Below are 23,578 nucleotides of genomic sequence, written 5' to 3'. Positions count from 1 at the left end.
TAATCCTCCTCATCACCTTTTTTTAAACTACATTCACATCATGATTTTGCTTAAACATTTTCTCTAGCTCTTGAATATCTTTCTTTGTGTCAGCCGCTTTCCAAAAGCCATGGTGTCGGTAAACAGAGAGCTCTCCTTTTTGTGCAAGTTGAGGGAGAACATCTTCTTCTAACACCAGATTTGGATTGTCTGTCATATAGTCAAATATTTCTGGTTCGAAAATAAAAAATCCGCCGCTTATCAATTCGTTCGATACTTCTTTTTCTGTAAATGAGGTAACAAGATTGTCTTGATCCGTTTGAAGCACCCCAAACTGACTTCTTTTTGTTACACCTGTGACGGTTGCAATCGTTCCTTGGTTTTCATGAAAAGCAAGGGCTTCCTCTAGATTAATATCAGAGAGCCCGTCCCCGTAAGTGAGCATAAAACGTTCATTACCTACCAGCGATTGCGCTTGCTTCACACGACTCCCCGTCATATTGTCACTTCCTGTATCTAAAAAGGTCATGTTCCAATCCTCTTTTTCATCAAGTAAGTAAACATCATCCTCTTTCATATTAAGTTGAAAGCTTGAATGCCTCCAATTATAGTTCATAAAATATTCTTTAATTTTTTCGCCTTTATGGCCAAGTAATAGTACAAAATCATTGTAGCCAAATCGCTGATAAATTCTCATAATATGGGATACCATAGGCTCATTTTCAATTGGTATAAGTGGTTTAGGAATCTCTTCTGTTATAGCCCCCATCCTCGTTCCTTTTCCTCCACATAAAAGTAATACTTTCATGTCAACACCTCCTGTTTTTTATAGCGAATAAGCAATGCGAGATAGCAAATAACTTTCTTTAGATCTCCCACTTCATAGTGACCGAAAGGGGCAATTTGAATCCATCGATTTCTTGCTAAATACTCTTGTACGTAATGAACGTTAAAACCTGCCTCAACCATTTCACTACCAATAACCTTAGAATTTAAATCCTCATCTAATTCAATGGTTAATACGCCACCCTCTTCCTGAGAAATGATTTTCAGATTAGCTTTCCACGCCGCATCTCTCAAGACAATATAGTTTTCTAGAATTCGCCCTTCTCTTTTTTCAGCAGATATGGACAAAACAAATTTTAATGAATCATACAACATAGATGAACTTGAAAATGGAACGCCTACCCGTTTTTCATACTGGTACAAGTCAAGATAAAAGGGAGGCTTAACTGTAGGATGTTCCTGAATTGGCTGACGATAAAAAACAAAGGACAGTCCAGTCAAACCACCAAGGGCTTTTCCGCTGACACCTGATGCTAAGTATATATCTTGAAAATTAAGCGGAACTAAACCGATTGAACTTACACAGTCTAAACAAAGTTTTGCACCTATTTTCAGTGAAAATGATTTTAGTAAGTCTAGATCAGTTATAATTCCAGTTGATGTCTCATGATGAACGGCCCAAATCCAATCAATGTCTTCTTCTCGTACAAACGATAACGTCTCTCCAGTAAAGGAGAAACCATCTTTCAATTCAAGTATTGAAAAATCTAGCGCTAACCGTGTAGCAATTTGAACAAGACGTCTTCCAAATTCTCCATTTACTAAAATAAGCCCCTTACTGCCTATTTTCTTTAATTCATAACCGATTGCCTCGTTTGCTAGTGTCCCTGTACCAGTTAAAATTTCTACATGCGCTGAATTTGTCAGCTCTCTTAAAGCTTGCTGACAAAAAAAATGTGTCTCAATGAATAAGTCACTCCGATGCGAGTAAATGTCGCCTTGTAGAAAAGTTTTATGTCGATTCGTAAGCGGAACAGGACCTGGTAAAAAATTGACTTGTTTATCCACCAATGGCTCAACATTCCCTTTAAATCTCAAAAAATTCTCCCTACACGCAACAATTGGTTGCAGATCTGTTTTCCCACTTTGAACAGGCTCAGAGAAACGTTCAAACCCAATTTTTTCGTAAAGTCCCAAATTTTGGACGACACCAGAACTAAATGCAACATCATAACGGCCCTTTTCAAATCCCCTCATTAAGAGTGTCCACAGACCACGAAACACCTTTCCATTACGATGCTCCTTTTTAACAGCTAAAAGTCGGAGTTCACATGGGCGATCAAAAGAGTAAGGAGAGTGAATATCTATATTAATGCGATCCTCAAGCGAAAACGGACGTTGATCACGTAAGCACACCATGCCAACAATTCTGTTATCATAAATGGCAATATAGTAGGTGTTCTCGTCATGAAATTTGTCAATACGTTTATTATTTCTATTACTTTTAAGTTGATGCTGCTGTAATTCTTCTACGAATATTTCATGATTAAGCCGATGAATTTGCTCAAATTCTTCATTGGTATTTGCTACTTTGAACAGATAATTCATTGTCCCCCTCCAAACTCGATTCCTCTCGCCATAGCTTGTCATATTCTGGCTTAGTTAAGGCGTATTTACCAATAAACTCATTGTTCACAGCTTGTACTTCCGCTATCGACGCTTTCACTTCACTCACATACTCCTCATACAATGGAGCAAGCGTCTGATTTAATTTCAAAAAATCATGGGTACCATATACTTGTTTCAAAAAATCATAGTCATTGAATAACTTAATGTCGTCAACTGAATGGATCTTAAACCCAACAAAATGGTAGCAATAAAGTGGTTTATTACCAATCTTCCACCCTTCGTTACCTTTAGTGAATTTATACTTCAACACATTCCATGGTCCAGTATTCACACCAGGATGATTAACATCTTCAATTCCCAAAAAATGATTTTGAAACTGTTCAACATATTTCTGATCCGCAAAAACTTCCAATACTTCTTTAGAAACCGTTGTACTTTCTTTACAACGATCCACCCACCATTTAAGACAATTGAGAGTTTCTTCTGAATTTCTCATGAACACAAAACCTGAATTATACTTTCCAGTGATTGCTGTAATTTCATTGAGAAATTCTTCACGGACATTAGGAAAATATTTATTCTCAGGCGTCAGCAAAACGTTTGCATTCGGATGATTTTTAAATAAATACTCAACTGGCTGACATACATACATATCTGCATCAACGAAGACGACACTTTCTATTTTAAGCTCCGTAAGAACATAGGACATTACGATTGGTTTTAACATCCAACAAAACTCATGTAGTGGGCGATCATCTTGATAAGGCAAATACGATTGAATTGAGTACGTTGATAATACGCATACATTTTCACCTTTCCACTCAGTTAATAATTGATACGACTCAACATCAGCACACAAAATTGTTAATTGATAAGTATGATTTTGCTTTTGCAATGATCGATGCAATGTTACGACTTGGTAAACTGTAACTTTTGAGCATATCGTACAGAACATTTGGCTCATCTAATCGCCTCCTTAGAAAACAGTCTAGCTTAACACATGGTTAAAATGGACGAACTCGCTTGAAAGGGTTATTTAATCGATTTTCAGGTACATACTATTGATTTTTGTCGCAGGTAAATGAATCCTATCATTATGTGTATGTTCTTACCGAATCTCAACGACTCTTTGTGAATCAAAGTACGTAAAGAAAACTCGCTTGACCATTCATACAGATTCTTCTTTTACAATAAGGCTTGAAAGTTGATCATTATAAAATATACATGCAATTACACTATTCAGAGCTCTAGAATTTATATAGATAATCGTTATTACATCAAATTTGTCCTTTGATGCATCGTTCCTGCCCTCATCCGCAGCTATCCTCTACTTCGGGATTTTTTTCGTTAAAATTGTTCTCAAAAACTGTCGAATAGGAGAGATGAGACTTATGGGCAACATCGTATTAGTAGGGACAGGCACTCATCATACAAAAGGGTTTTTGTTTAAGACAATGATTCATTCTGGTTATAGCATGACGTTACTCGATCATGGGCGCGCTCCTTATAATGCACTCGTGGACTATCATATTTTTGCTAATCCAAAGAATGAGGTGCTTGAAGACTCTGTATTAGATCAGCTTGAGAAAATCCATGAGCAAGATCCTATCATGGCGGTTTTACCACTAGCTGAATATTCCGTCACCCTAGCTGCACAAATCAACCAGCATTTCTTGTTAGGCGGTCTTCCTCCCTCCATTGCACGTTTAAGTCGAGACAAGTATGCGTTTCGTAAAGCGCTACAAGAGAAACAGATTCGCACAGTTTCTTTTACAGCTGTTGAACAGCGTTCTGATGCATATGAGTTTGCAACGAAACATGGCTATCCAATTATGATTAAACCAAGAACTTTGAGTGGCAGTGTTGGTGTATTTCGCTGCAATGGAAACGAGGATTTAGAAAAAGCGTTTGACTACTTAATGGATCATAACCTTGATCAAGACTGTATTATAGAAAAATTTGTCGAGGGTCCCGAATACAGTGTGGAAAGCGTGATGTCGAATGGAACATTTGTGTTTGCTTCTATTACGGATAAATACAAACTGGGACAAGGCTCATTTGCGGAAGTTGCTCACGTTTCACCAAGTGTGATGGATCGAGAGCAAACAATAACCATCATTCGTTTCGTTGAAAGAGCATTGAAACGAATTGGATTAAAGAACGGCATTTCTCATACCGAAATCATTGTTGATGGTAATGGCGAACCGTTTATTGTCGAGACCGCGTTTCGAGCAGGGGGAGATCAAATTCCAGACCTTGTTTATCATTCATATGGGGTTAACCTTTACAAACTATGGATTGCTTCTATCACACAGCGAACTGTAGAACATCCACTTGTGACAAAGGCAAAAGCAACATCAATGATTTATTTCTTTTATCCGCAAACCCATTTGTTTAACGGAATCGAAAGTATTGAAACATCAAGCGCGCTCGAGGCATCCATTACGCTCCTTGATTTCGAACAGTACGAACCACAAGAGAATCTAAATGAAACGCCGACTAATAATGATCGAGCTGGGCATGTGATGTGTACAAGCAAAAATGAACACGCCTTTAAACAGTATTTCAGTAGTTTGCAAACAATGTAATCAATTTACACAACATAGATGAAGCGCTCCCCCATAAGGGAAGAGCGCTCTTTTTCTTATACATGCTCTTCGTTAGGCAATCGCTGAGCGTGTTCATTGAAGGTCTTAATATCCATGTTTGCTAACTTATTGTTAATCAACTCTTGATAAATTTGATAAGAGATTGTTACTGAATGAGCGCCTGCTTCCAGTGCTTGCACAACTTCTTGACTCTCATGAAAACTTGCGGCTAAAATCTGTACGTCCAGCCCTTGATTGTCGATAAACTGACGCATTCGTTTAATTTCTACGTAAGGATTTAAGCTATTAGATGCCATTCGATTCACATAAGGTGATAAATAGTTACACCCCGCCAGCGAACCAATTATAGCTTGCTCCGCTGTATACACAGCTGTTCCTAATACAGGGAAATCTGGATCAGATTGTTTTACACGGTGGATAAAGCGAATGCCTTCATCATTAAGTGGAACTTTCACCCCAAAAGAGGTGCTGTGGGATTGATCCGTTTGCTCTAGTAGCAATAGATAGTCTTCCCACATTTCTTCCATACGATCGCCTACCACTTGTACAAACAAGAATGGAATTCCTATCTGAGAAGCTGATGTTATCATATCGAAGCGATTCCGATGTTCTTTTAATAAAATAGTTGGATTCGTGGTAACACCCTCAAAAAGTCCAAGTGCTAACGCGGCTTCAATTTCTTCGTGATTTGCTGTATCTAGAAACATATCTTCACTCCTATTTTTTAAGATACATGCTAGTTTACTAGATAAGTCTGTGATAATTGATCTAAGGTAGAGTAAGGGAATGATTGTTTCTTATGAGGGCAAGCTAGTAGACTTTTAGGGGAGACATATTGTTATAGCCTTTTAATCAATGGCTGAAGATCGTGATATACTTAGACGAATGTTGGTGAGAGGGGGAGCATATATGTTAACTTTTTTGTTTTTACTCGTTATCGGACTTTCTACTAGTATGATTTCGTATATTTATTACAAAAACAAAGACAAAGCCGACAAAGGATTTATAATAAACTACTATCACTTGTCCTATCGAAGACGTTTTTTTCGTGATCTGACGTTTACGCTTCCACTTTACATTGTTATCCTCGTCTTCACTTTTTTACAAACAAACTGGTCATTCCTCACTTATTTCCTTGTTTGCGTCGGCGCCGGATTACTTCTCTTCGGGAGCACCTTTTTTAACTACTATAAATGGAAGCAAACCGAACAAGATTGAATGAATGCAAGGAGATCTTTGAATGAATCTTTACGACAAAATTCAACCTTTACTTATCCTCATAGCAGTAGGAATAGGCTTACTACTCGGACAACTTCCGCGTGTTGGTGATTATACGGAATTCACCATTTTTCCGTTTTTATTTCTTATGCTTTATGGGATTTTTTTAGCCATACCATTTAAGGGATTAACGCAAGCCTATCAACATAAAACGTTTTTCATTACATCCGTTGTCATTAATTTTATTTGGACGCCCCTCCTTGCATGGGGACTAGGTGCACTTTTTTTAGCTGATCACCCAGCTATTTGGCTTGGCTTTATCCTGTTACTCGTTACACCTTGTACAGATTGGTATTTAATTTTTACTTCTATCGCCAAAGGAAACCTTCTCCTATCAACATCTATCTTGCCAATTAACCTTATTCTGCAAATTAGTCTTTTACCAGTTTATCTATTAATTTTTTCTGGGTCCACAGCTTCCGTTCAAGTGGTAATACTTATTGAAAGCATTGTCGGAGTGCTTATACTGCCTTTTCTTTTTGCAGCAGCGACTCGTTTTTGCTTAAAGAAGCATCCGCAGCTTTTAACTCATAAAGTCGTTCCATTTTTTTCTTCTATGCAACCGGTATTCTTGTGCCTCGTAATTATTGCGCTATTTGCGTCACAAGGCTCTTTATTGGGGGATCACCTTAACGTATTATGGCTCATGCTCATCCCTTTGCTTTTGTTTTTCGCCATAAACTTTTTTGTAGGCCAATCGCTTTCTCGGTTTGCTCAATTTTCCTACGAAACTAAAGTAAGTTTGACCATGACCATTATTGCTAGAAATTCACCTATTGCGTTGGCAATTATTTTAACAGCCTTTCCTGAGCAGCCGCTCATCGCATTAGCTTTAATTATCGGACCATTAGTTGAACTTCCAATCCTTGCGCTCCTCTCATTTTTATTATTAAAGAGGAAACCAACAAAAGTCGGGCACTAAAAGTCGCAAAAAATATGTTAAAAGATATGAAACTTTCTGTATATATTGACGAACCAAGTTGTTCCAAGTAAACTTACAAGCGTAAGATGATCGTCACTGCTGCCCTCATGGGTGGTACATATTTTTACTAATTAATAGGAAGAATCCCCCTTAGTTCTTCCTATCCCCTCGCTTTAAGCGCAGGGGATTTTGTTTGTCTATTAACGCAACGTTTTCACATAACACATGCACTCGTGCACACGCTTACATGCTTGTAGGCGAGAGTCCGTTCGATCTCCTGTAAAATGAGCAAACCCTTGTATCGGCTGAAAGTCCGGTTCAACACCTGTAAACACTGTTGAGAGCTCATCTCTTCCTTCAAGAAAAACATGCATATATGAATCAACTTTGGTAAACCCAGTACGTGCATACCACTTGTTTACCCAATCGTCATCTCTTGTCCAAGCTTCTAAATAACTTACCTTATTCTCTCTACCTCTACAATACTTCTCTGCTGCATCCAACAAGCTTCTCCCTACCCCCAGCCGTCTGAAATCAGGGTGAACCGCCATATGCCAAATCATTCCTCCACACCCAGCCCCTTGTGTGCACACTGTGCCTTCCTTCTGTTCAATTTCAATGTCGATCAAACCAATAATCTGTCCATCTTTCTCAGCAATAAGTTCAACAGAAGGATTCTCATAGATTTCTTTTTCTCTTAGCACATGGTCAAAATAAGCCGTATCTAATAAAGACAAGAGCCGGCAACGAAGCCAGCCTCGTTCATCTTTCTCTTCATAAAAACGAATGTTCATTTTTTACTCCTTCAAAAACTGACTTAGATTCAATTTTCTTCATGTGGAAGAAATTATCCTTCTCAATGAAGTGGACAAACCAATTAGATCAATTGCCTTTTTTACTAATATTTGGAATAAATGTCTATTCATCATCAACTGATTTACGTAGTATACCTTGTCAGCTGGCAATAAAAAAGTTCAAGGAGAAGATTAAATGGCAATTACACTTCCAGTACCAGGAGTAGGAACGGTAACAATTTTAACAAATAAAGGAGAAGTCGTAACATTCAATTGTCCGAATAATTTCAACCCACCACCACAATTAACAATAAACGTAGTGCCCGGTACTATTTATCGTGTTTTCTGCGGCCTAGTTGGAGAATTTGGTGGTATCAACGTCACCTATATACCGAACTTTAATGAAATTAATTTTATCGAGTTGTTTGAATTAATCCAAGGGTTCCCAGTTGATGCTCGCCAAGGCGCACTTGAGAATACGTTTATTGCAACGAGTAATGCTTAATAAATAAGAGTAGGGCTCCCCCCCTACTCTTTTTTTCTACCTACTAAGATATAAAGAGGTTCATTTCCGAGCTTCGTCGCTGGGAATGCTTTTTCTACAATGGTAAATCCAGCGTTACTCATTTCTGTTTCCATTTCGACTGAAGACACTCGTGGTCCTGATGCATGTTCTGTTTTTTCAATCTCCACACAGACAAAAAGCCCCCCTTGCTTGAGCACCCTCTTCAGTTCATCTAATACTGTTGATAAAGGCTTCACCTCATGTAATGAGATGGAGGCAATCGCAGTATCTATTTGATTTTCTGGCAAATGAATCTCTTTAAAATCTCCGACAATGGTTTCGATATTGTCGATTTCACTTTCATCACTTATTTTACGTAAATAATCTAGAATGTCTTGATCGGCATCAAAGGCAAAGACTTTTTTTACTTTCGTTGCGATGCAACGAGCAATATACCCTGTACCTGCACCTAAATCTAAAATCGTATCTGCTTTCTTAATTGGAAAATACGAAAACAACTCTTCAGCTGGAAACCGCTGAATGCTTTCTAAATTTTTTATCTTGCGCTGAAGACGATCGTTCATTTTTTCACCTCGTAATTAAAGACATAAAGAATCTTTAATAACTATAATATAAATAATCAATTATGTATATCGATTTGCATGAACTTTAAATAGTTAGAATATAATGGTAAAGTTTATTTAATTAAGTATATTTGTTTAACTTAAAGGAAGCATCGTGCCTATGTCGATCATGCATAAATATGTAGATGCGATTCTTGTCCATGTTGAAGCGAACGCGAGACACCTAGAGCATTTAAAACAAAAACCAACTTCCAAGGCTTTCTTGGCTTAGTATGCTAATTGATTCCGCCCTGACAGCTTTCTTAATCATTAATTACGTTACGGTTTATTCCTATTAGTATATGGCAGTGTTTGTTTTTATTTTCGCTTACTTTCCTTTACGTTACTAAGCTACATAAAAGTGCCTACTTGTTTTTCATGAGCCAACGCTTAAACTTATCTTAAACAAAAACCACTTTAATAAATCGTTTTGTTTCGACTCATACTATAGTGAGTCTGTTTAAGGAGGAACATACATGGAATTTGAAGGACAAGCAATTATTGTGACAGGTGGGGCAAGTGGGATTGGTAAAGAAACCGTTAAACAACTTGTGGAGCGAGGTGCTGCTGTTGTCATTGCTGATTTCAATAGCGAAGCTGCAGAATCTACTGCAAAAGAAATCAATCGTGAGGATAAAGTTGCTACATACAAAGTGGATGTGTCAAACAATGAAGAAGTGAAGCAACTGATTAATTGGACCGTTGATCGTTTTGGTACGTTAAACGGCATTTTCAACAACGCGGGAATCGGCCTTGTTAAACCTTTACTTGAGTTAGACCCTGAGTCTTATCATAAGGTTATTGCGGTTGATCAACATAGTGTTTATTACGGCATTCACTATGCTGCGAAAAAAATGGTTGAGCTTGGGGTCAAAGGAACGATCGTGAACACAGCATCAATTTATGGTTCGATTGCTGCTTTAGGAAGTTTTAATTATAATGCCGCTAAAGCCGCTGTTGTGATGATGACAAAATCAGCAGCTCTAGAGCTTTCAGACTACGGCATTCGCTCCGTTGGTGTGGCGCCAGGATTCATTGACACACCGATTCTTGGTGATTCTGAAGAAACCAAACAAGCACTTGCGCAACAGCACATGCGGAAACAGCTTATCAAGCCAGAGCAAGTCGCCAATGTCGTGACGTTCTTATTTACAGAAGCGGCAAATGCCGTGAACGGTCAAACCATTCCTGTTGACGATGGTTTCTTAAGCTTCAAGACAAAATAAAGCAAAGGCTGTCACTTGACAGCCTTTTTTTATCCTTTAATGCCTGTAAAGGTAATCCCACGAATAAATGTTTTTTGCATGAAAAAGAAAAGAATAATAATGGGGAGCGTCATCATTGTTGAGACCGCCATCATCAAGTGCCACTGTGAACCTTGTTGGTTTTGGAACTGCTGTAACCCTAAAGATAGCGTATAGGACGCTTCTTCTGTTAAATAAATAAGCGGTCCGAGAAAATCCGTCCACGCGGCCATAAACTGGAATAGTGCAATTGCTAGAATAGCAGGTTTTGCGAGCGGGAACATGATCTGCCAATAAATACGCCACTCACTTGCACCATCAATTTTTGCCGCTTCTCGTAATGTATCCGGCAAACCTTTAAAAAACTGTCGTAACAAGAAAATGGAAAACGGAACCCCAAAAAACGCCGGCACAATAAGCGGTAAATTTGTCCCAACCCAACCAAACTGATTAAACAACAAGAAAAGTGGGATCATTGTCACTTGGGCTGGAATCATCATAACCGCAATCGTAATCGCAAACATCGTATTTCGTCCACGCCATCTTAGCTTTGCAAAACTATAGGCAACGATTGGACATGAGATTACAACACCGAGGGTACTTAATCCTGTAATCACAGCTGTATTATACGTATACGTCCAAAATGGAATATACTGAGTTGCTTCGATATAGTTTTCCCACTGAAACGGACGAGGAATAAACTCTGGCGGAAAACTAAACACTTGCGTAATTGGCTTAAACGATGTTGACACCATCCATATAAAAGGAACGAGAAAGATGATTGACGCGATGACTAACACTGTATGCGCATATACTTTTCTAAGCCTTTTCTTAACTGTTGCATCCACTTCTCATCCCTCCTCAATCGCCTTGGTAGTGAACCCATTTTTTTGAACTCCAAAAGACAATACTTGTTAGCACCACGATGATTAGGAATAAAATCCAGGCCATTGCTGACGCATACCCCATACGGAAGTAGCTAAAGGCATTGTCGTATAAATACATGACGTAAAACGTTAAGGAATCAGCCGGAGTACCCGTTCCATTTGTCATTGCGTAAGGCAATGTGAACTGTTGAAACGCGCCAATGAAACCCATCACTAAGTTAAAGAAAATGACTGGTGTTAAAAGAGGCAACGTAATTTTGAATGTTTTCTGTAAGAATGTCGCACCATCGACTTCAGCCGCTTCATAATACTCTTGAGAAATATCACTCAAACCAGCTAAGTAAATAATGACCGCTTGCCCAATTCCCCAAAGCGACATTAAAATGAGTGCTGGTTTTGACCAAAACGTACTTCCTAGCCACGGTGGCCCTTGAATGCCGACAAAATCTAGCATCGCATTGACCAAACCAAATTGAGGATTTAAAAGCCACACCCACAAAATCGCTAACGCCACATGAGGCACAAGAGTTGGTAAAAAGAAGATCGTTCGATAAACAGCCATTCCTTTTACTTTCATATTGAGAACCATGGCTAATGCCACGCCAAAGATAATGCTCAGTGGAACAAAGAAGACGGCAAAGTAAATCGTGTTGTAAATTGAAATCCAAAACAAATCATCTTGTAAAAGTTCACGATAATTCGCTAATCCAATAAATTCACCACTTTGAAGGATGCTAAAATCCGTAAAACTATAATAGATCGATGTAAGCAATGGATATGCAAAGAACAGTAATAATCCAATCACCCATGGCATCGCAAATAGCCAGCCTGTTACATTCTCGTTCGATCGTCGTTTGCTCGCTCGTATTTGAGGAGGTTTTGTCGTTTCAAGTTTCGCCACATTTATTCCCCCTATTCTTCAGCCTCTGCCTGTTTTACTCGTTTCGCTACCCGTTCAAGTAATTCTTGAGGTTCGCCTCTTCCGTGAATGGCATATTCCACTGCTCGATCGAGCTCATTCCATAGCAATTGTCCGCTTGGAATAGGTGGACGTGCATTTGAATTTGGTAAAATGTCAATAAATTCTGTCATTATCGGATCGTATTCGTATAAATCTTCATTTACTTTATCGATAACGGACATTTGATTATTCATTTCACTGTACGTCATCTGCCCATCATAACTACCAAAGTACTTCATAAACTCCCACGCTTCCTCTGCATTATGGGCACCTCTTGGAATGATGAGCGATGTTCCCCCTGACCATGTGGCAAAATTATCCCCGGTTGGAGTAGGTACCGGTGTTACCCCATAATTCATATCCGGGTTATATTGTTGAATCGTTGAGATCGAAAACGGTCCATCGACTTTCATACTATAAATGCCTTGTATAAACGGGTCCATTTCATTGCTGCCTTGGGCCGTGTCAAAACTCGTTACGGTGGCAGCATCGTATTCATCTGCAATGGAAACAAGCCATTCCAGTGCTTCAACATTTTGTGGATGATCAATGGATAACGTATTACTGTCTAGATCATAAAAATCGCCGCCAAACGCCCAAGCCCATGTATAAAGCCAACCTTGCGCTGTCCAAGGAACCATCCCCAGCTCCGTCACCCGTCCATCTTCAATCGTTGATAAACGCTCAATCGCATCTTCTAATTCTTCAATCGTTTCAGGTGGATCTTCAGGATCAAGACCAACCTCTGTAAACCGATCTTTGTTATAGAAAAGCAATCGTGAATCCGTTGTAATTGGCATCGCATAAATTTCTTCCGCGTAGGTTGTCTCGTCTACAGCATAATCATAGTACATGCCCATATCATATTGCTCTTCTTCAATAAATGGCGTAAGAGACTCTAACGAATTTTCCGCAGCATACTGCGCTACTTTAAACCGATCAAAATGGGCGAGATCTGGAGGATTGCCCCCTGCTATAGCCGTCAATAACCGCTGATCATCCCCTTCAGTCGAAGCACTATATATTTCTTGCACAAATATATCTTCTTGACTGGAATTAAAATCGGAAACGACTTGTCTAATCGCGTCAAGCCCTCTGCCTGTATGATTATGCCAATAGGTGACCGTTGTTCGACCTTCAACGGTTATGGTTTCCTCGATTGCATCTGATTCTTCTGCTGAACACCCAGCTAAAAATGAAAGAACCATTACGCTTGCAACCGACCACTTCATCGCCTTCATATCGTGCACCTCCTTTAATTTTTAAAGTAAGCGTTTTCAAATGGTTACTCAATAGGTTACCATGCACAAGAAAAGGATTATACGCTAAAAATGCCAAATTATTTAGATTATTTGTCATCCATGGATAAGACCATTCTAAAGTCATAGTTACACATTAATCTTCGTTCTCCGTCTTCTGCCCCTTGTAAAACCCCTACAAAAGTCACAGTTCGTGACTGCCTTCCATCAATTGTTACGTGAGGATGCCCAACATGCTTATTAGGGCTTGTTTTATGTATGTTACGTTAGGAAACGCACTTTTTTAAACCACAGTATTTTCATATAACCCAGCATTCAATGCAACCATACATCCCTTGTCTCACAAGGCTTTTCACCTTTTAAACACTCCCTTTATGACAGAAGTCCTTTCCGTTTGCGCTTTATTTAACAGGGAAAGCAACCAACACAAATAAAAAAGGAGTGTTTCATATGTTGATGAAAACTGTTGGCTTTTACAAAAACTTACCCATTGAAAACGAGGAAAGTCTCGTTGACTTAGAACGGACAAAGCCGATTGCAACAGGAACAGACTTGCTTATAGAAATAAAAGCAATCTCAGTCAATCCAGTCGATACGAAGATTCGCCAAAACACCGAACCTCAAGGAAACGAGCCCATCATTGCTGGGTGGGACGCTTCTGGTATTGTAGTTGGTACTGGTGAAGATTGTACATCGTTTACTGTAGGAGATGAGGTCTATTATGCTGGAACGGTTTCCCGAGACGGTACCAACAGTGCTTTCCATCTAGTAGAAGAAGCCCTTGTCGGAAGAAAACCTTCTCGTTTGTCCTTTGCAGAAGCTGCCGCGCTCCCTCTTACCACCATTACAGCATGGGAAACGTTATTTGAACGAATGAAGTGGTCCACCGACAAGGAAGAAAATAAAGGAAAGAGCATCTTAATTATTGGAGCAGCTGGTGGTGTGGGTTCCATCGCTATACAGCTCGCACACTGGGCTGGTTTAACAGTAGTCGGTACAGCTTCAAGAGAAGAATCAAAAGACTGGGCACGATCATTAGGAGCCGATCAAATGATTCATCCACATACTTCTTTTCTGGATCAGATTGGGGAACCTGTCGATAGTATATTCTGCTGCAATGATACCGATGAACATTGGGACAACATGATTGAAGCGATTGCACCTCAAGGGCATATTGTGACCATTGTTGAACCGAATCAAAAAACCGATCTAAACAGCTTAAAAAGCAAAAGCTTGACCGTTTCGTTTGAATTTATGTTCACGCGCTCGCTGCATCAAACCGCCGACCGCTACAAACAGCAGCAGCTATTAAATCAAGTGAGTCAATTACTGGATGAAGGACTGCTAACATCAACCCTAAGAGAAACGTTAAGACCGATTAACGCGCACACTTTGCGACAAGCCCATAGCATGATTGAACGTGGATCGACCATTGGTAAGATTGTTTTAGAAGGATTTGAATTAGATGATGAAGGTAGTGTGCTCAATGATGGACAAAAATAAAGCAAAGCCAGATGATCTGTTTTTTTCTAATGTCATTCATCACCTTTCACCACAATCAACGAAACTCGTTGTTGTTTTACACGCAGTGCCAGGGGTTGAAATTTTCGTTGATTATCTTCATCGCGTGCTACCAATTGCATTGCTATTGCCAAAACAAAGTTCAATGGACCAAAACGTTGTTGATCGATTGACCAAATCGTTTCCTGTTCTTCACTACTCAAGAAACGAGATTAATGAGCATCCAGACTCTCTACTCTTCGACATCCAGTCACACGTTAAGGAAAGCAACTTTGCCATTATAGACGTTGGGGGTTATTTTGCTCCTTTGCTGAATGAATTAGCGCACGTCTTTCAAGATCAACTCGTAGGCATTGTCGAAAATACGGAAAATGGCCATCAAAAATATGAGCATACGCTTCTTTTAAAAGATGAGCATTTACCCTTTCCCATTATGTCAGTTGCAAGAAGTCCACTAAAAAGTCCTGAAGATTATATGGTCGGCCAAGCCATTGCCTTTTCGGCAGAGGCTATGCTGCGAGATTATTTTAGCGATGTTCTAACAGGTAAGCACGTCTTAGTCATTGGCTACGGGAAGATTGGTCAAAGCATCGCCGAAGGGCTCCGAAAAAAAGTTCGGAAAGTGTCTGTCTATGATCAAAATCCGTCTCAACAAATGCTTGCGCTCGCTCACAACTTCGCATCTGGACAACGAGACATTCTCCTGAGCGAAGCAGATTTGATTTTTTGCGCCACCGGAAATCAATCCATTTCAACAACCGATCTCGACATCATCAAAGACAAAGCACAATTATTCCTTGCTACTTCAGGGGATGATGAAGTCATCAATTATGAACGTTTCTTAAAACAAGGTCACAAAGACCCTCATCATGAGCATGTTTGGGTTATGCAAAACCCCTCACGAACGAAGCATGTTTACTTGTGCAACGACGGCAAATCCATTAATTTTCTTCATGGAGGTATTGTCGGACCCTTTATACGAACGGTACAAGCCGAACTCTTATGTGCTGCTGTGTCCTTGCAAGATGTACAAGATTATGAACACCTCACTACACTTGACACTTCTGAAAGACAATTGATCGCTGAAACATGGCTCGATTTCTATCTTAAACCGCACGTGATGATTAAACCCAGCACATAAAGGGCATTGGTACACGTCTGTTTTTGTCACTTTCATACAAATCATTGCTTATTATATAAAAGAGATGCATGTCTCTTCTATATTTATAATAGGATGTGGACCTTTTTGAACAAAGAGCAGTATCCTACCAATGCGTATGCAAAAGAATTTATTGCAAAAGATTTTATTCATTTTAATACACCAGGACATCGGAGCACTGGCATTGAAACAAGCTTTAAAACACTTACTCAACAACAATTGTTTAAACTCGACATGATTGATGTCAATGTTCTCGAGACAACTGTTCTTAAAGACGTGAATGAACAGATGGCTTCTGCATATAAAGCAGATCGTTGCTTTGTCTCCACACAAGGGACAAGTACAGCCGTAATGGCTATGATACTTGCGACCTGCACGGACGGTGGGAAGGTGATTGTGCCGCGGAATGTGCACCGTTCGGTCATTTCTGGCATTATCCTTGCTGGTGCTGAACCACTTTTTCTCGATACAGAATTTAATGAAGCATTAGGCATTTCCAATCATTTCACTGGTAAAGCTTTAAAAAAAGCACTCGCTGAGCATGCAACCATTCAAGCTGTTCTGTTAATTAATCCCACTTATTTTGGTGTATGTACGGATTTAAAAAACATTGTTTCAATTGCGCATCACAAAGGTATTCCTGTCATTGTAGATGAAGCACACGGTGCACACCTCCGTTTTAATGGGAATCTCCCAATAAGCGCAATGGAAGCAGGAGCTGACCTAGCAGCAACAAGTCTTCACAAATTAGGTGGGTCGATGAATCAAACGTCTATCCTTCTCTATCGACAAGGGCTCGTAGACGTCAATCGCGTGCAGAATGCCATGAATTATTTATTGTCGACGTCACGACCCTATCAAATGATTGCCTCTCTCGATTCTACTAGGTATCAACTTGAGAGAGTGGGGAAGGAACGGCTTCAATTGACGTTGACCTTAGCGAATCATTTCCGTTCAAAAGTCAATCAACTTAAGGGACTATCTTGTCCGACCGAAAACGATCTCCTACACTCTGATGCTTCTTTTGATTACGATCAATCAAAAGTACTCATTCGGATTGATTCCCTTCCTATCTCTGGTTACGAGTTAAAGGAGAAACTAGAGGTCGACTATAGTATCTTACTAGAACTAGCTGACGTTCGGTATGCACTAGCAATCTTCACGACTGGCACAACACCAAGCGACGTGGACAAATTATGCGATGCCCTTAAAGACATTGTATCTACAATTGAACCTTCCTCACCACCTACGATCCCTGTTATTCAGCCACCAAATCCAACCATGGTTCTAACACCTAGACAAGCTAGCTTTGCCACAACGAAGCTAACCAACCTAAATGAAAGCTTAGGAGCGATTAATACTGAATTTGTCATCTCCTACCCTCCTGGCATCCCTATTCTCATACCAGGTGAAGAAATTACGCAGCAGCACATCGACTATATCGTGACTCAACGAGACAGCGGAGCAACCTTTGTCGGTTCACATGATCCTAGATTAGAGAACATTACAATCGTACAGAAATTGAATTAAATCATATAAAAAGGGACCTGCTCGTGCAGAGTCCCCTTCTCAACTTTCTTAAGAACCTACGATTTAAAAAGGAAAACAGACCATTTAATAGAATATAAAGCGGAAGGAAAGAAGAGAACGCATAAATAAAAGAGAATAAAGGAGTTCACTCATAATGGATCTCACCGCACATATCAAAGCATTAGAAGAGAGTCACCTCAATACAACTATTCGCACTTCTGGTGAGGCTCTTGGGCAAGTGCTAGCAGATGATTTTTTCGAATTTGGTAGCTCTGGCAGGATTTTTTATCGCCAAGACTTTAAAGATGGTGCAGGCAACAACCAGCTAACGCTTCACGACTGGACAATGCATCATTTAGACGAGCGCGCTGTATTAACAACGTACCGCGTCATGAACCACGATTCCAATAAAGTGACATTAAGAAGCTCGGTGTGGAAACATGTTGAGACTGAATGGAAGCTCTTTTTTCATCAAGGAACAATCGTACCAGCTACCTCCTCTTAATTCGTTCACCGATCCACTTTGTGACGTAGTAGCCCACTACACCACCAGTCGTATTCAACAGCAAATCATCCACATCAAAAATTCGTGAGAAGATTAAGCCATTTGAACCTAACACAAGTTGAGAGGTTTCTATTAACAAACTAGCTAGAAACAGAAAAAGCGTGGCAATAAGTCCATTTCTCAATTGAAATAGAAGATAAAGAAACACCCCAAGCGGAACGAACAATAGTACATTATAAAAGGAAAGATTTATTGCATTGATAAAATAAAACGTTCCCATTTCATAGGTTTGATAAATATCAACTAGAAAATAGAGCGGCATGAGCTGAATTTGAGCATAAATGGATTCTTCAGGCAAAGAAGGAAGCCAGATCTCTCCTAACGTAACGTCTAATAGAGCAAGCAAGTAAACGCCAAATCCAACTTGCAGGATGCGTTGCTGTAAACCTCGTTTGTTTCGAACAACATCAACAATAAAGATTACAATTAGAATAGGTAGAGCTAAATAGATAAAGGGTAGTGTCGTATGTTCCATATTTTTTCTCCTAAGTTAAATCTATAAGCTTATTCATCATAGTCTTTTTTTCACTTTATTTCCATAATTAAAAAAAGGTTCCATCGCATAGTCGCAATGAAACCTTCTCGTTTACATTTGGTGCTTTTGTCTATGGAGAAGTTTTACTTTCTCCGCTAAATCTTCAACAGGGCCATCGACTTCACTTTCTTTCAGAACGTCCTGTATCCGCAGAGCGTGAAGATTTCCTTCCCTCACACCCATTTCTTGCTTCCATTCTCTTAATTGGCTTGATGAACTTGCATAGACAATTCGCCCTAACCCGACAAGGCCATGGGCAGAAGCGCACATCGGGCAATGCTCACCCGACGTATAGACCGTCGCTTGCTTTCGTTCTTCAGCGCTTAGATGCTCTGCCGCCCATCTTGCAATGGCGAATTCTGGATGTTGGGTTTGATCGCCTCCGGAAACGTGGTTATGGTCTTCGAAAAGAACGACGTCTCCTGCTGAAACTAAAACGGATCCAAACGGTTCATCACCCTTTTCTAGAGCTTGAGCAGCTAGTTCCACACACCGTGTTAAATAGGTTTTATCTTTTTCTGTAATCATGCCGTCACTCCCTTTTCGTGTACAAGGTTTCCTTTAAAAAAACTAGCGTAGATTTCGCTTTGCCGCGCGACAAATTCAGCTGAAGAAGAGCTTTTAACTAGAAGAAAAGAAGCATCCATACCTGTCTTCAACCAAGGTTGATTTCCTTCTAACCGAATCGGTTTTCCGCTGATCAGTTGAAGCGCATTCGTTAGTGATTGTTGAGACGTTAGGCGAAAAATCTCTGCATAGCGATTGACCTTTTCTACAATACGCCCCGTTCCAAAAGGCGACCAAGAGTCATACACATTGTCGCAACCGATTCGTACATCGACTCCGTAAGAGCGCAGTTCTTCAAGGGGAGGCACGTTTCCGTTAATGGGTACGCTTGAAACGATCGCGATTCCAGTTTCAGCAAGATCCTTGAAAATGCACTCTCTTACTTCCCCATCAACGTCATTTAAGCCAAACGCATGACTGATGGCAACTCTCTTTTGCCAGCCAGCTTGCTTCGTGTAATCGATCAGTGTTTCAACTGTTTTTCGTCCGTGTTCACCACGATCATGAACATGGATATCAATAGGAACATCGAATGTTGTCGCTAATTCAAACGTTTGCGCAAGCGATTTTTCCACATCCCCATCTAACGAAGAAGGGTCAACACCTCCAACGATTTGAACACCAGATTGCAAAGCCGTCTTTACATCTTCAAATGCATTCGAACGAAGCATTCCGTGTTGAGGGAACGCAACAAGTTCATAGTCCAACATCCCTTCATACTCTTGCAATACATCAAGAACGTCTTCCAAATACCGTTGTCCCACCTCAGGATGTACATCAATGTGCGATCGAAAAAAGGTGACTCCGTTCGCTAATTCAAGGTTAATGAGGTTGCGGGCACGGTCTTTTAACGATTGCTCTAAAGCGTCTAACTCCTTAATTTCATTTGTAAATCGCTCAACAATTGAATGTGCTGGCGTAATCGGTCGCCACGGTACCCCTAATTTACTTTTATCAAGATGGCAGTGCATGTCATGAAGTGTCGGTAAAAGCAGCATGCCGTGCCCATTAATGTCTCCATTCCTTAAAGGTTGTTGCTGTGGCGGTTGGAGAATCGTGACAATTCCTTGGTCTACTTTCACATCCATTAATTCGGTTTTACTTCCGTATGTAAACCCTTCTTGAGCGACATATCCTGTCTCAATGTTCACATTACGAATCCAAAAGTCCTGCTTCAATTTGCTTCACCTCACTCGGATTGTTGCATCTACTGTATCCTTTTTCTTAATACTCAGTAAAGAGAAGTGACTTCTTTCGTATAAACGGTACAAGTGCAAAGAATGATTGCACTTGTACACCGCTTTTTTCTTTCCTTATTCTTTTGCCGCAAGCATGTTCTTTGCCATCTCGTACATCTCTTCAAGGCCTGATGAGAGAGCAAATTCAGCGACGAGTATAGGACTCGCGGCACGAAGCTCAATAATGTGCTCTTTCATCCCAGTCCATGTGCGACCACCAGCTTTTTTATAGGCTTGAATGAGCGTTTCCAACCCTTCTTCACCAAAAATTTGATAGTGAGCGGTAAAGTCATACGATACGTCTCCCACCCCTACTTCTGTCCAATCAATCAAACCCGTTACTTCGGCTTGTTCATTTATCAAAATGTGACCCGGGTGTAAATCGCCGTGTTTCACTCCTGAAAATTTTGGCCAAAGGGCATCATTGTTTAACCAAGTCTGCCAACGTTTCCAGAGGTGTGGATCAATGTCAAACTGTTGCTTGACCTTCTCCATTCGCTCGGTCATTTGCTTCCTCACCGCTTCACCAGTAAGCATCTCTACACCTGTTTTGGCAAAATGATCTGTTGAAAGACTATGCAAGTCTGCCATCACATTGCCCAAAGACTTGTGATACGCTTCAGGTGCATTATTCTCGTCAAACGTCCATACATACGCTTGTTTTTCCATATCAATCGTAGCTGTCGGCACGCCACTAAGTTGTTGATACGCAATCAGTTCATTCGAAAAAACCGTCCACTGCGGTACTTGAAAACTTACTTCATTTCCAATCAAGTCAAGGGCCGCTTTTTCTTGCTGCCCATGTTTCAAAGAGTCTTCTCTTCTAGGAATACGCAAAATCCACTTCTTTCCTGACTGATCCTTGGCATGCGCCACACGAAAATCTAGCCCTGATTCATTTATCTTTATTGAACTCTCTTCTATTCCTAATCCATGTTTTTCGGCTAATTGCTTTATTTCAGTTTGATTCATTTTCTATACCTCTCTCTTTTCTAATCGTTGTTGTTCTTCAATCTGATACACGACGTCCGCTACCTCTTTAATAAATGTCCGATCATGACTAACCAGGATAAGCGCACCATAATAATGCGTTAGTTCTTCCATTAAAACGGCAATGCCCTCCTCATCAAGGTGTGTCGTTGGTTCATCAATGAGCATCCCTTCAAAATAATGAGTAAAAAGTTGCGAAAGCTTCAGCCTTGTCTGTTCTCCACCACTCATTTCTTCCGTTTCTGCAATAGGTACTTGCCAGTGGTCAAGCCATTTACGATTGACTTGTTTGTCAGAAGGAGCTTCTTTTTGCTCAAAATAAGCAAATTCCATTTGCCGCTGAACAAATCTGCTGTCTCCTTGTAACGATCCATGAATGAGTTTAAGAAGCGTACTTTTACCACTCCCATTCTTGCCAACAATGCCTATCCGATCAAATTGATGAACGTTCAGATGAGCGATTTGTAAGATCGTTTGATCTAAATACGACACCTCAACCCCTTGCAATTTCACTACTAACTGTTCCATTTTCACACGTCCTTTTTCTTTCTTTTTAAAGGCGTGAAATCATAAAAAATCCACAGACATACGGCATCTGCGGGTACGAGTAAACGAGGCGTAGACAAAAGACACGTCTCTCTTTTTTTGGATAACAAAAAGAAAGACAGTCCAATCTGCCTTTCTTCACGCTTCCTACTTTTCCGGCGAAGATGGTTAAAAATGTGCAGACTACTCCCGTTTACCCTGTTTATGAAAACAGAGCCTTTGAACATATAGAATTACTTATTGTTCAAAGTTTGCTGGCGTAATCTTGCTGGTAACATTTTTAACATCCCTCCTGTCTCTAATTTAGACTCACTATATAAGATTTCGCTTTTTCCGTCAAGTCTCCATTTCGCTCTTACAATGAGCAATTTGCTCACAGCTAAAATGAACGACAAAAAAATAGACTACTCCATGCGATCTTCAACTTGTTCTTGTTCGACTGTTTTTACGGTTATCCACTGTAATAACGCTCGTTCTCGTTCATCCACCTTACGCCCAAGCCTCTCTTCAAAATCAATAATCAACCTTTTCATGTCATCATCGATTTGGTTCATAGATCCTCCTGCGTACAATCTTTTCTTTATCTTATGTATATACACCTATAATTGCAAGAGATTTCAGATAATAATCGCCAATTTTATTCATTTATTTCATTTTGTTCATTTTGTTCAAAAAATAGATTTCAAAAACCCTTCTCACATTTCGATAGACACGAGTATACTAAAAGGACTTTCGAATAATAGAAAGAAGGCATGTAGAATGATTGGTACTCTCGTAAATGTGGCAACAATCTTATTTGGAAGTCTTATTGGCTCACTCGTAAAGAGCGGATTAAACGAACGCTACCATACTATCCTTATGCAAGGGATGGGGCTAGCCGTCATAGGACTCGGTATTAGTGCGGTTGCAACAAATCTTCCAAACAGTCAATTTCCAGTTTTATTTATTATTAGCCTAGCAATTGGCGGCTTAGTTGGTGAAATGACACGGTTTGAAGAACGATTCAAAAGCGGCCTTTCCTTCATTCTCAAAGGTAGGGTTAATGAAGGTCTGACAACAGCGATCTTACTCTTTTGCGTTGGCACACTTTCCATTGTCGGTCCAATTGAAGCAGCTTTAAATCAACACTATACATATCTTTACTCCAACGCGATTTTAGACGGATTTACATCAATTGTTTTAGCCGCTACGTTTGGATTCAGTATCGCATTCTCTGCCGTTATCTTACTGATTTGGCAAGGAAGCATCTACTTCCTTGCAAGCTACGCATCGATCTTTTTTACACCTGAGCTCTTAATAGAATTCTCAATCATTGGTGGTTTGCTCATTTTAAGCACTGGCTTGAATATTGTTGGCATCCATTCATTTAAAACATTAAATCTACTACCTGCATTACTGATTCCGATTCTCTTTTTTGCTGGAAAACTACTCATCGGATGAACCATTTCCCA

25 protein-coding genes are annotated in these 23,578 nt (G+C 39.9%); 10 read left to right on the top strand and 15 right to left on the bottom strand.

Going from position 1 to position 23,578, the window contains the following annotated elements; translation table 11 throughout:
- Nucleotides 1-22: 22 nt before the first annotated feature.
- From ABC361_RS03250 to ABC361_RS03240, 3 genes are read right to left on the bottom strand one after another with little or no spacing between them, the layout of a single operon-like run.
- Entirely contained in the window at nt 23-787 is a 765-nt protein-coding gene (locus tag ABC361_RS03250; protein ID WP_099302639.1) for a sugar phosphate nucleotidyltransferase, read from the bottom strand.
- On the bottom strand, nt 784-2,373 hold the full coding sequence (locus tag ABC361_RS03245; RefSeq protein WP_099302640.1) for a GNAT family N-acetyltransferase: 1,590 nt from the start codon (nt 2,371-2,373) through the stop codon (nt 784-786). Before ABC361_RS03245 ends, ABC361_RS03250 begins: the two co-directional genes overlap by 4 nt.
- Nucleotides 2,339-3,358 carry a putative nucleotide-diphospho-sugar transferase gene (locus ABC361_RS03240; protein WP_413072649.1) on the bottom strand — a complete coding sequence of 340 codons (1,020 nt, stop codon included), beginning with the start codon at nt 3,356-3,358 and terminating at the stop codon, nt 2,339-2,341. Before ABC361_RS03240 ends, ABC361_RS03245 begins: the two co-directional genes overlap by 35 nt.
- 427 nt (nt 3,359-3,785) lie before the next feature.
- On the opposite strand from ABC361_RS03240, the gene ABC361_RS03235 reads away from it, so the two are divergent.
- Nucleotides 3,786-4,982, top strand: a complete 1,197-nt coding sequence (locus ABC361_RS03235; protein WP_413072648.1) for an ATP-grasp domain-containing protein — start codon at nt 3,786-3,788, stop codon at nt 4,980-4,982.
- Nucleotides 4,983-5,038: 56 nt separating this feature from the next.
- Here ABC361_RS03235 and ABC361_RS03230 read toward each other — a convergent pair whose 3' ends face one another.
- Complete coding sequence (locus tag ABC361_RS03230; RefSeq protein WP_413072647.1) at nt 5,039-5,710, bottom strand: transaldolase family protein; 672 nt, start codon at nt 5,708-5,710, stop codon at nt 5,039-5,041.
- Nucleotides 5,711-5,912: 202 nt separating this feature from the next.
- Between ABC361_RS03230 and ABC361_RS03225 the strand changes: the two genes are divergently transcribed.
- Nucleotides 5,913-6,221, top strand: a complete 309-nt coding sequence (locus ABC361_RS03225) for a hypothetical protein (protein WP_413072646.1) — start codon at nt 5,913-5,915, stop codon at nt 6,219-6,221.
- A gap of 22 nt (nt 6,222-6,243) precedes the next feature.
- Complete coding sequence (locus ABC361_RS03220) at nt 6,244-7,203, top strand: arsenic resistance protein (protein ID WP_413072645.1); 960 nt, start codon at nt 6,244-6,246, stop codon at nt 7,201-7,203.
- Between the two features lie 200 nt (nt 7,204-7,403).
- Here ABC361_RS03220 and ABC361_RS03215 read toward each other — a convergent pair whose 3' ends face one another.
- Nucleotides 7,404-7,997: a GNAT family N-acetyltransferase gene (locus ABC361_RS03215; protein WP_413072644.1), complete on the bottom strand. Its 594-nt coding sequence runs from the start codon at nt 7,995-7,997 to the stop codon at nt 7,404-7,406.
- 196 nt (nt 7,998-8,193) lie between these two features.
- On the opposite strand from ABC361_RS03215, the gene ABC361_RS03210 reads away from it, so the two are divergent.
- A complete protein-coding gene (locus ABC361_RS03210; protein ID WP_413072643.1) occupies nt 8,194-8,502 on the top strand; it encodes a hypothetical protein in 309 nt (102 codons plus the stop codon).
- Between the two features lie 23 nt (nt 8,503-8,525).
- Here the strand turns inward: ABC361_RS03210 and ABC361_RS03205 are convergent, their stop codons facing one another.
- Nucleotides 8,526-9,086 (bottom strand): class I SAM-dependent methyltransferase, encoded by a 561-nt coding sequence (locus tag ABC361_RS03205; protein WP_413072642.1) that lies wholly within the window; start codon nt 9,084-9,086, stop codon nt 8,526-8,528.
- Nucleotides 9,087-9,601: 515 nt separating this feature from the next.
- Here ABC361_RS03205 and ABC361_RS03200 point away from each other — a divergent pair.
- Nucleotides 9,602-10,351: an SDR family NAD(P)-dependent oxidoreductase gene (locus ABC361_RS03200; protein ID WP_413072641.1), complete on the top strand. Its 750-nt coding sequence runs from the start codon at nt 9,602-9,604 to the stop codon at nt 10,349-10,351.
- A 29-nt stretch (nt 10,352-10,380) separates the two neighbouring features.
- Here ABC361_RS03200 and ABC361_RS03195 read toward each other — a convergent pair whose 3' ends face one another.
- The 3 genes from ABC361_RS03195 to ABC361_RS03185 are packed head-to-tail and all read right to left on the bottom strand — an operon-like array spanning nt 10,381 to nt 13,458.
- The gene (locus ABC361_RS03195; protein WP_099302658.1) at nt 10,381-11,217 is read right to left on the bottom strand and encodes a carbohydrate ABC transporter permease; all 837 of its coding nucleotides are present in this window, start codon (nt 11,215-11,217) and stop codon (nt 10,381-10,383) included.
- Between the two features lie 13 nt (nt 11,218-11,230).
- Nucleotides 11,231-12,157 (bottom strand): carbohydrate ABC transporter permease, encoded by a 927-nt coding sequence (locus ABC361_RS03190; protein ID WP_255224600.1) that lies wholly within the window; start codon nt 12,155-12,157, stop codon nt 11,231-11,233.
- A gap of 11 nt (nt 12,158-12,168) precedes the next feature.
- The gene (locus tag ABC361_RS03185; protein ID WP_413072640.1) at nt 12,169-13,458 is read right to left on the bottom strand and encodes an ABC transporter substrate-binding protein; all 1,290 of its coding nucleotides are present in this window, start codon (nt 13,456-13,458) and stop codon (nt 12,169-12,171) included.
- A 474-nt stretch (nt 13,459-13,932) separates the two neighbouring features.
- Here ABC361_RS03185 and ABC361_RS03180 point away from each other — a divergent pair, with 474 nt between their 5' ends.
- The 4 genes from ABC361_RS03180 to ABC361_RS03165 all read left to right on the top strand — a co-directional run bounded on the left by ABC361_RS03180 (nt 13,933) and on the right by ABC361_RS03165 (nt 18,191).
- Entirely contained in the window at nt 13,933-14,979 is a 1,047-nt protein-coding gene (locus ABC361_RS03180; RefSeq protein WP_413075707.1) for a zinc-binding alcohol dehydrogenase family protein, read from the top strand.
- The gene (locus ABC361_RS03175) at nt 14,963-16,138 is read left to right on the top strand and encodes an NAD(P)-dependent oxidoreductase (RefSeq protein WP_413072639.1); all 1,176 of its coding nucleotides are present in this window, start codon (nt 14,963-14,965) and stop codon (nt 16,136-16,138) included. The genes ABC361_RS03180 and ABC361_RS03175 overlap by 17 nt, the downstream gene beginning before the upstream one ends.
- A 105-nt stretch (nt 16,139-16,243) precedes the next feature.
- The gene (locus tag ABC361_RS03170) at nt 16,244-17,686 is read left to right on the top strand and encodes an aminotransferase class I/II-fold pyridoxal phosphate-dependent enzyme (RefSeq protein ID WP_413072638.1); all 1,443 of its coding nucleotides are present in this window, start codon (nt 16,244-16,246) and stop codon (nt 17,684-17,686) included.
- Between the two features lie 154 nt (nt 17,687-17,840).
- Nucleotides 17,841-18,191, top strand: a complete 351-nt coding sequence (locus tag ABC361_RS03165) for a nuclear transport factor 2 family protein (protein ID WP_413072637.1) — start codon at nt 17,841-17,843, stop codon at nt 18,189-18,191.
- On the opposite strand, the gene ABC361_RS03160 is transcribed toward ABC361_RS03165, so the two are convergent.
- From ABC361_RS03160 to ABC361_RS03135, 6 genes are all read right to left on the bottom strand, one after another.
- Nucleotides 18,178-18,726 carry a VanZ family protein gene (locus tag ABC361_RS03160; RefSeq protein WP_413072636.1) on the bottom strand — a complete coding sequence of 183 codons (549 nt, stop codon included), beginning with the start codon at nt 18,724-18,726 and terminating at the stop codon, nt 18,178-18,180. The two genes, ABC361_RS03165 and ABC361_RS03160, sit on opposite strands and share 14 nt — an antisense overlap.
- Before the next feature lie 111 nt (nt 18,727-18,837).
- The gene (locus tag ABC361_RS03155) at nt 18,838-19,314 is read right to left on the bottom strand and encodes a nucleoside deaminase (RefSeq protein ID WP_413072635.1); all 477 of its coding nucleotides are present in this window, start codon (nt 19,312-19,314) and stop codon (nt 18,838-18,840) included.
- Nucleotides 19,311-20,531, bottom strand: a complete 1,221-nt coding sequence (locus tag ABC361_RS03150; protein ID WP_413072634.1) for an amidohydrolase — start codon at nt 20,529-20,531, stop codon at nt 19,311-19,313. The genes ABC361_RS03155 and ABC361_RS03150 overlap by 4 nt, the downstream gene beginning before the upstream one ends.
- 135 nt (nt 20,532-20,666) lie before the next feature.
- Nucleotides 20,667-21,563 (bottom strand): macrolide 2'-phosphotransferase, encoded by an 897-nt coding sequence (locus ABC361_RS03145; RefSeq protein ID WP_413072633.1) that lies wholly within the window; start codon nt 21,561-21,563, stop codon nt 20,667-20,669.
- A 3-nt stretch (nt 21,564-21,566) separates the two neighbouring features.
- A complete protein-coding gene (locus tag ABC361_RS03140; RefSeq protein WP_413072632.1) occupies nt 21,567-22,109 on the bottom strand; it encodes an ATP-binding cassette domain-containing protein in 543 nt (180 codons plus the stop codon).
- 422 nt (nt 22,110-22,531) lie between these two features.
- Nucleotides 22,532-22,681 (bottom strand): hypothetical protein, encoded by a 150-nt coding sequence (locus ABC361_RS03135; protein ID WP_413072631.1) that lies wholly within the window; start codon nt 22,679-22,681, stop codon nt 22,532-22,534.
- A gap of 205 nt (nt 22,682-22,886) precedes the next feature.
- On the opposite strand from ABC361_RS03135, the gene ABC361_RS03130 reads away from it, so the two are divergent.
- Nucleotides 22,887-23,567, top strand: coding sequence for a DUF554 domain-containing protein (locus ABC361_RS03130; RefSeq protein ID WP_413072630.1), 681 nt, complete (start codon nt 22,887-22,889; stop codon nt 23,565-23,567).
- The last annotated feature ends 11 nt before the right edge of the window (nt 23,568-23,578 follow it).

This window comes from Shouchella phoenicis (genome assembly GCF_047238345.1).
Classification (GTDB): Bacteria; Bacillota; Bacilli; order Bacillales; family Bacillaceae_D; genus Shouchella.
Note: the sequence above shows the minus strand (reverse complement) of the source record. Positions and strands in the feature narration are given on the sequence as shown.

Excerpts from the sequence above, each read along its gene's own strand:
- ABC361_RS03165 (WP_413072637.1), top strand. The coding sequence starts at position 17,841 with ATGGATCTCACCGCACATATCAAAGCATTAGAAGAGAGTCACCTCAAT.
- ABC361_RS03180 (WP_413075707.1), top strand. The coding sequence starts at position 13,933 with ATGAAAACTGTTGGCTTTTACAAAAACTTACCCATTGAAAACGAGGAA.
- ABC361_RS03185 (WP_413072640.1), bottom strand. The coding sequence starts at position 13,458 with ATGAAGGCGATGAAGTGGTCGGTTGCAAGCGTAATGGTTCTTTCATTT.
- ABC361_RS03245 (WP_099302640.1), bottom strand. The coding sequence starts at position 2,373 with ATGAATTATCTGTTCAAAGTAGCAAATACCAATGAAGAATTTGAGCAA.
- ABC361_RS03155 (WP_413072635.1), bottom strand. The coding sequence starts at position 19,314 with ATGATTACAGAAAAAGATAAAACCTATTTAACACGGTGTGTGGAACTA.
- ABC361_RS03250 (WP_099302639.1), bottom strand. The coding sequence starts at position 787 with ATGAAAGTATTACTTTTATGTGGAGGAAAAGGAACGAGGATGGGGGCT.
- ABC361_RS03210 (WP_413072643.1), top strand. The coding sequence starts at position 8,194 with ATGGCAATTACACTTCCAGTACCAGGAGTAGGAACGGTAACAATTTTA.
- ABC361_RS03135 (WP_413072631.1), bottom strand. The coding sequence starts at position 22,681 with ATGAACCAAATCGATGATGACATGAAAAGGTTGATTATTGATTTTGAA.
- ABC361_RS03220 (WP_413072645.1), top strand. The coding sequence starts at position 6,244 with ATGAATCTTTACGACAAAATTCAACCTTTACTTATCCTCATAGCAGTA.
- ABC361_RS03130 (WP_413072630.1), top strand. The coding sequence starts at position 22,887 with ATGATTGGTACTCTCGTAAATGTGGCAACAATCTTATTTGGAAGTCTT.
- ABC361_RS03240 (WP_413072649.1), bottom strand. The coding sequence starts at position 3,358 with ATGAGCCAAATGTTCTGTACGATATGCTCAAAAGTTACAGTTTACCAA.
- ABC361_RS03215 (WP_413072644.1), bottom strand. The coding sequence starts at position 7,997 with ATGAACATTCGTTTTTATGAAGAGAAAGATGAACGAGGCTGGCTTCGT.
- ABC361_RS03145 (WP_413072633.1), bottom strand. The coding sequence starts at position 21,563 with ATGAATCAAACTGAAATAAAGCAATTAGCCGAAAAACATGGATTAGGA.
- ABC361_RS03225 (WP_413072646.1), top strand. The coding sequence starts at position 5,913 with ATGTTAACTTTTTTGTTTTTACTCGTTATCGGACTTTCTACTAGTATG.
- ABC361_RS03205 (WP_413072642.1), bottom strand. The coding sequence starts at position 9,086 with ATGAACGATCGTCTTCAGCGCAAGATAAAAAATTTAGAAAGCATTCAG.
- ABC361_RS03200 (WP_413072641.1), top strand. The coding sequence starts at position 9,602 with ATGGAATTTGAAGGACAAGCAATTATTGTGACAGGTGGGGCAAGTGGG.
- ABC361_RS03160 (WP_413072636.1), bottom strand. The coding sequence starts at position 18,726 with ATGGAACATACGACACTACCCTTTATCTATTTAGCTCTACCTATTCTA.
- ABC361_RS03175 (WP_413072639.1), top strand. The coding sequence starts at position 14,963 with ATGATGGACAAAAATAAAGCAAAGCCAGATGATCTGTTTTTTTCTAAT.
- ABC361_RS03140 (WP_413072632.1), bottom strand. The coding sequence starts at position 22,109 with ATGGAACAGTTAGTAGTGAAATTGCAAGGGGTTGAGGTGTCGTATTTA.
- ABC361_RS03230 (WP_413072647.1), bottom strand. The coding sequence starts at position 5,710 with ATGTTTCTAGATACAGCAAATCACGAAGAAATTGAAGCCGCGTTAGCA.
- ABC361_RS03235 (WP_413072648.1), top strand. The coding sequence starts at position 3,786 with ATGGGCAACATCGTATTAGTAGGGACAGGCACTCATCATACAAAAGGG.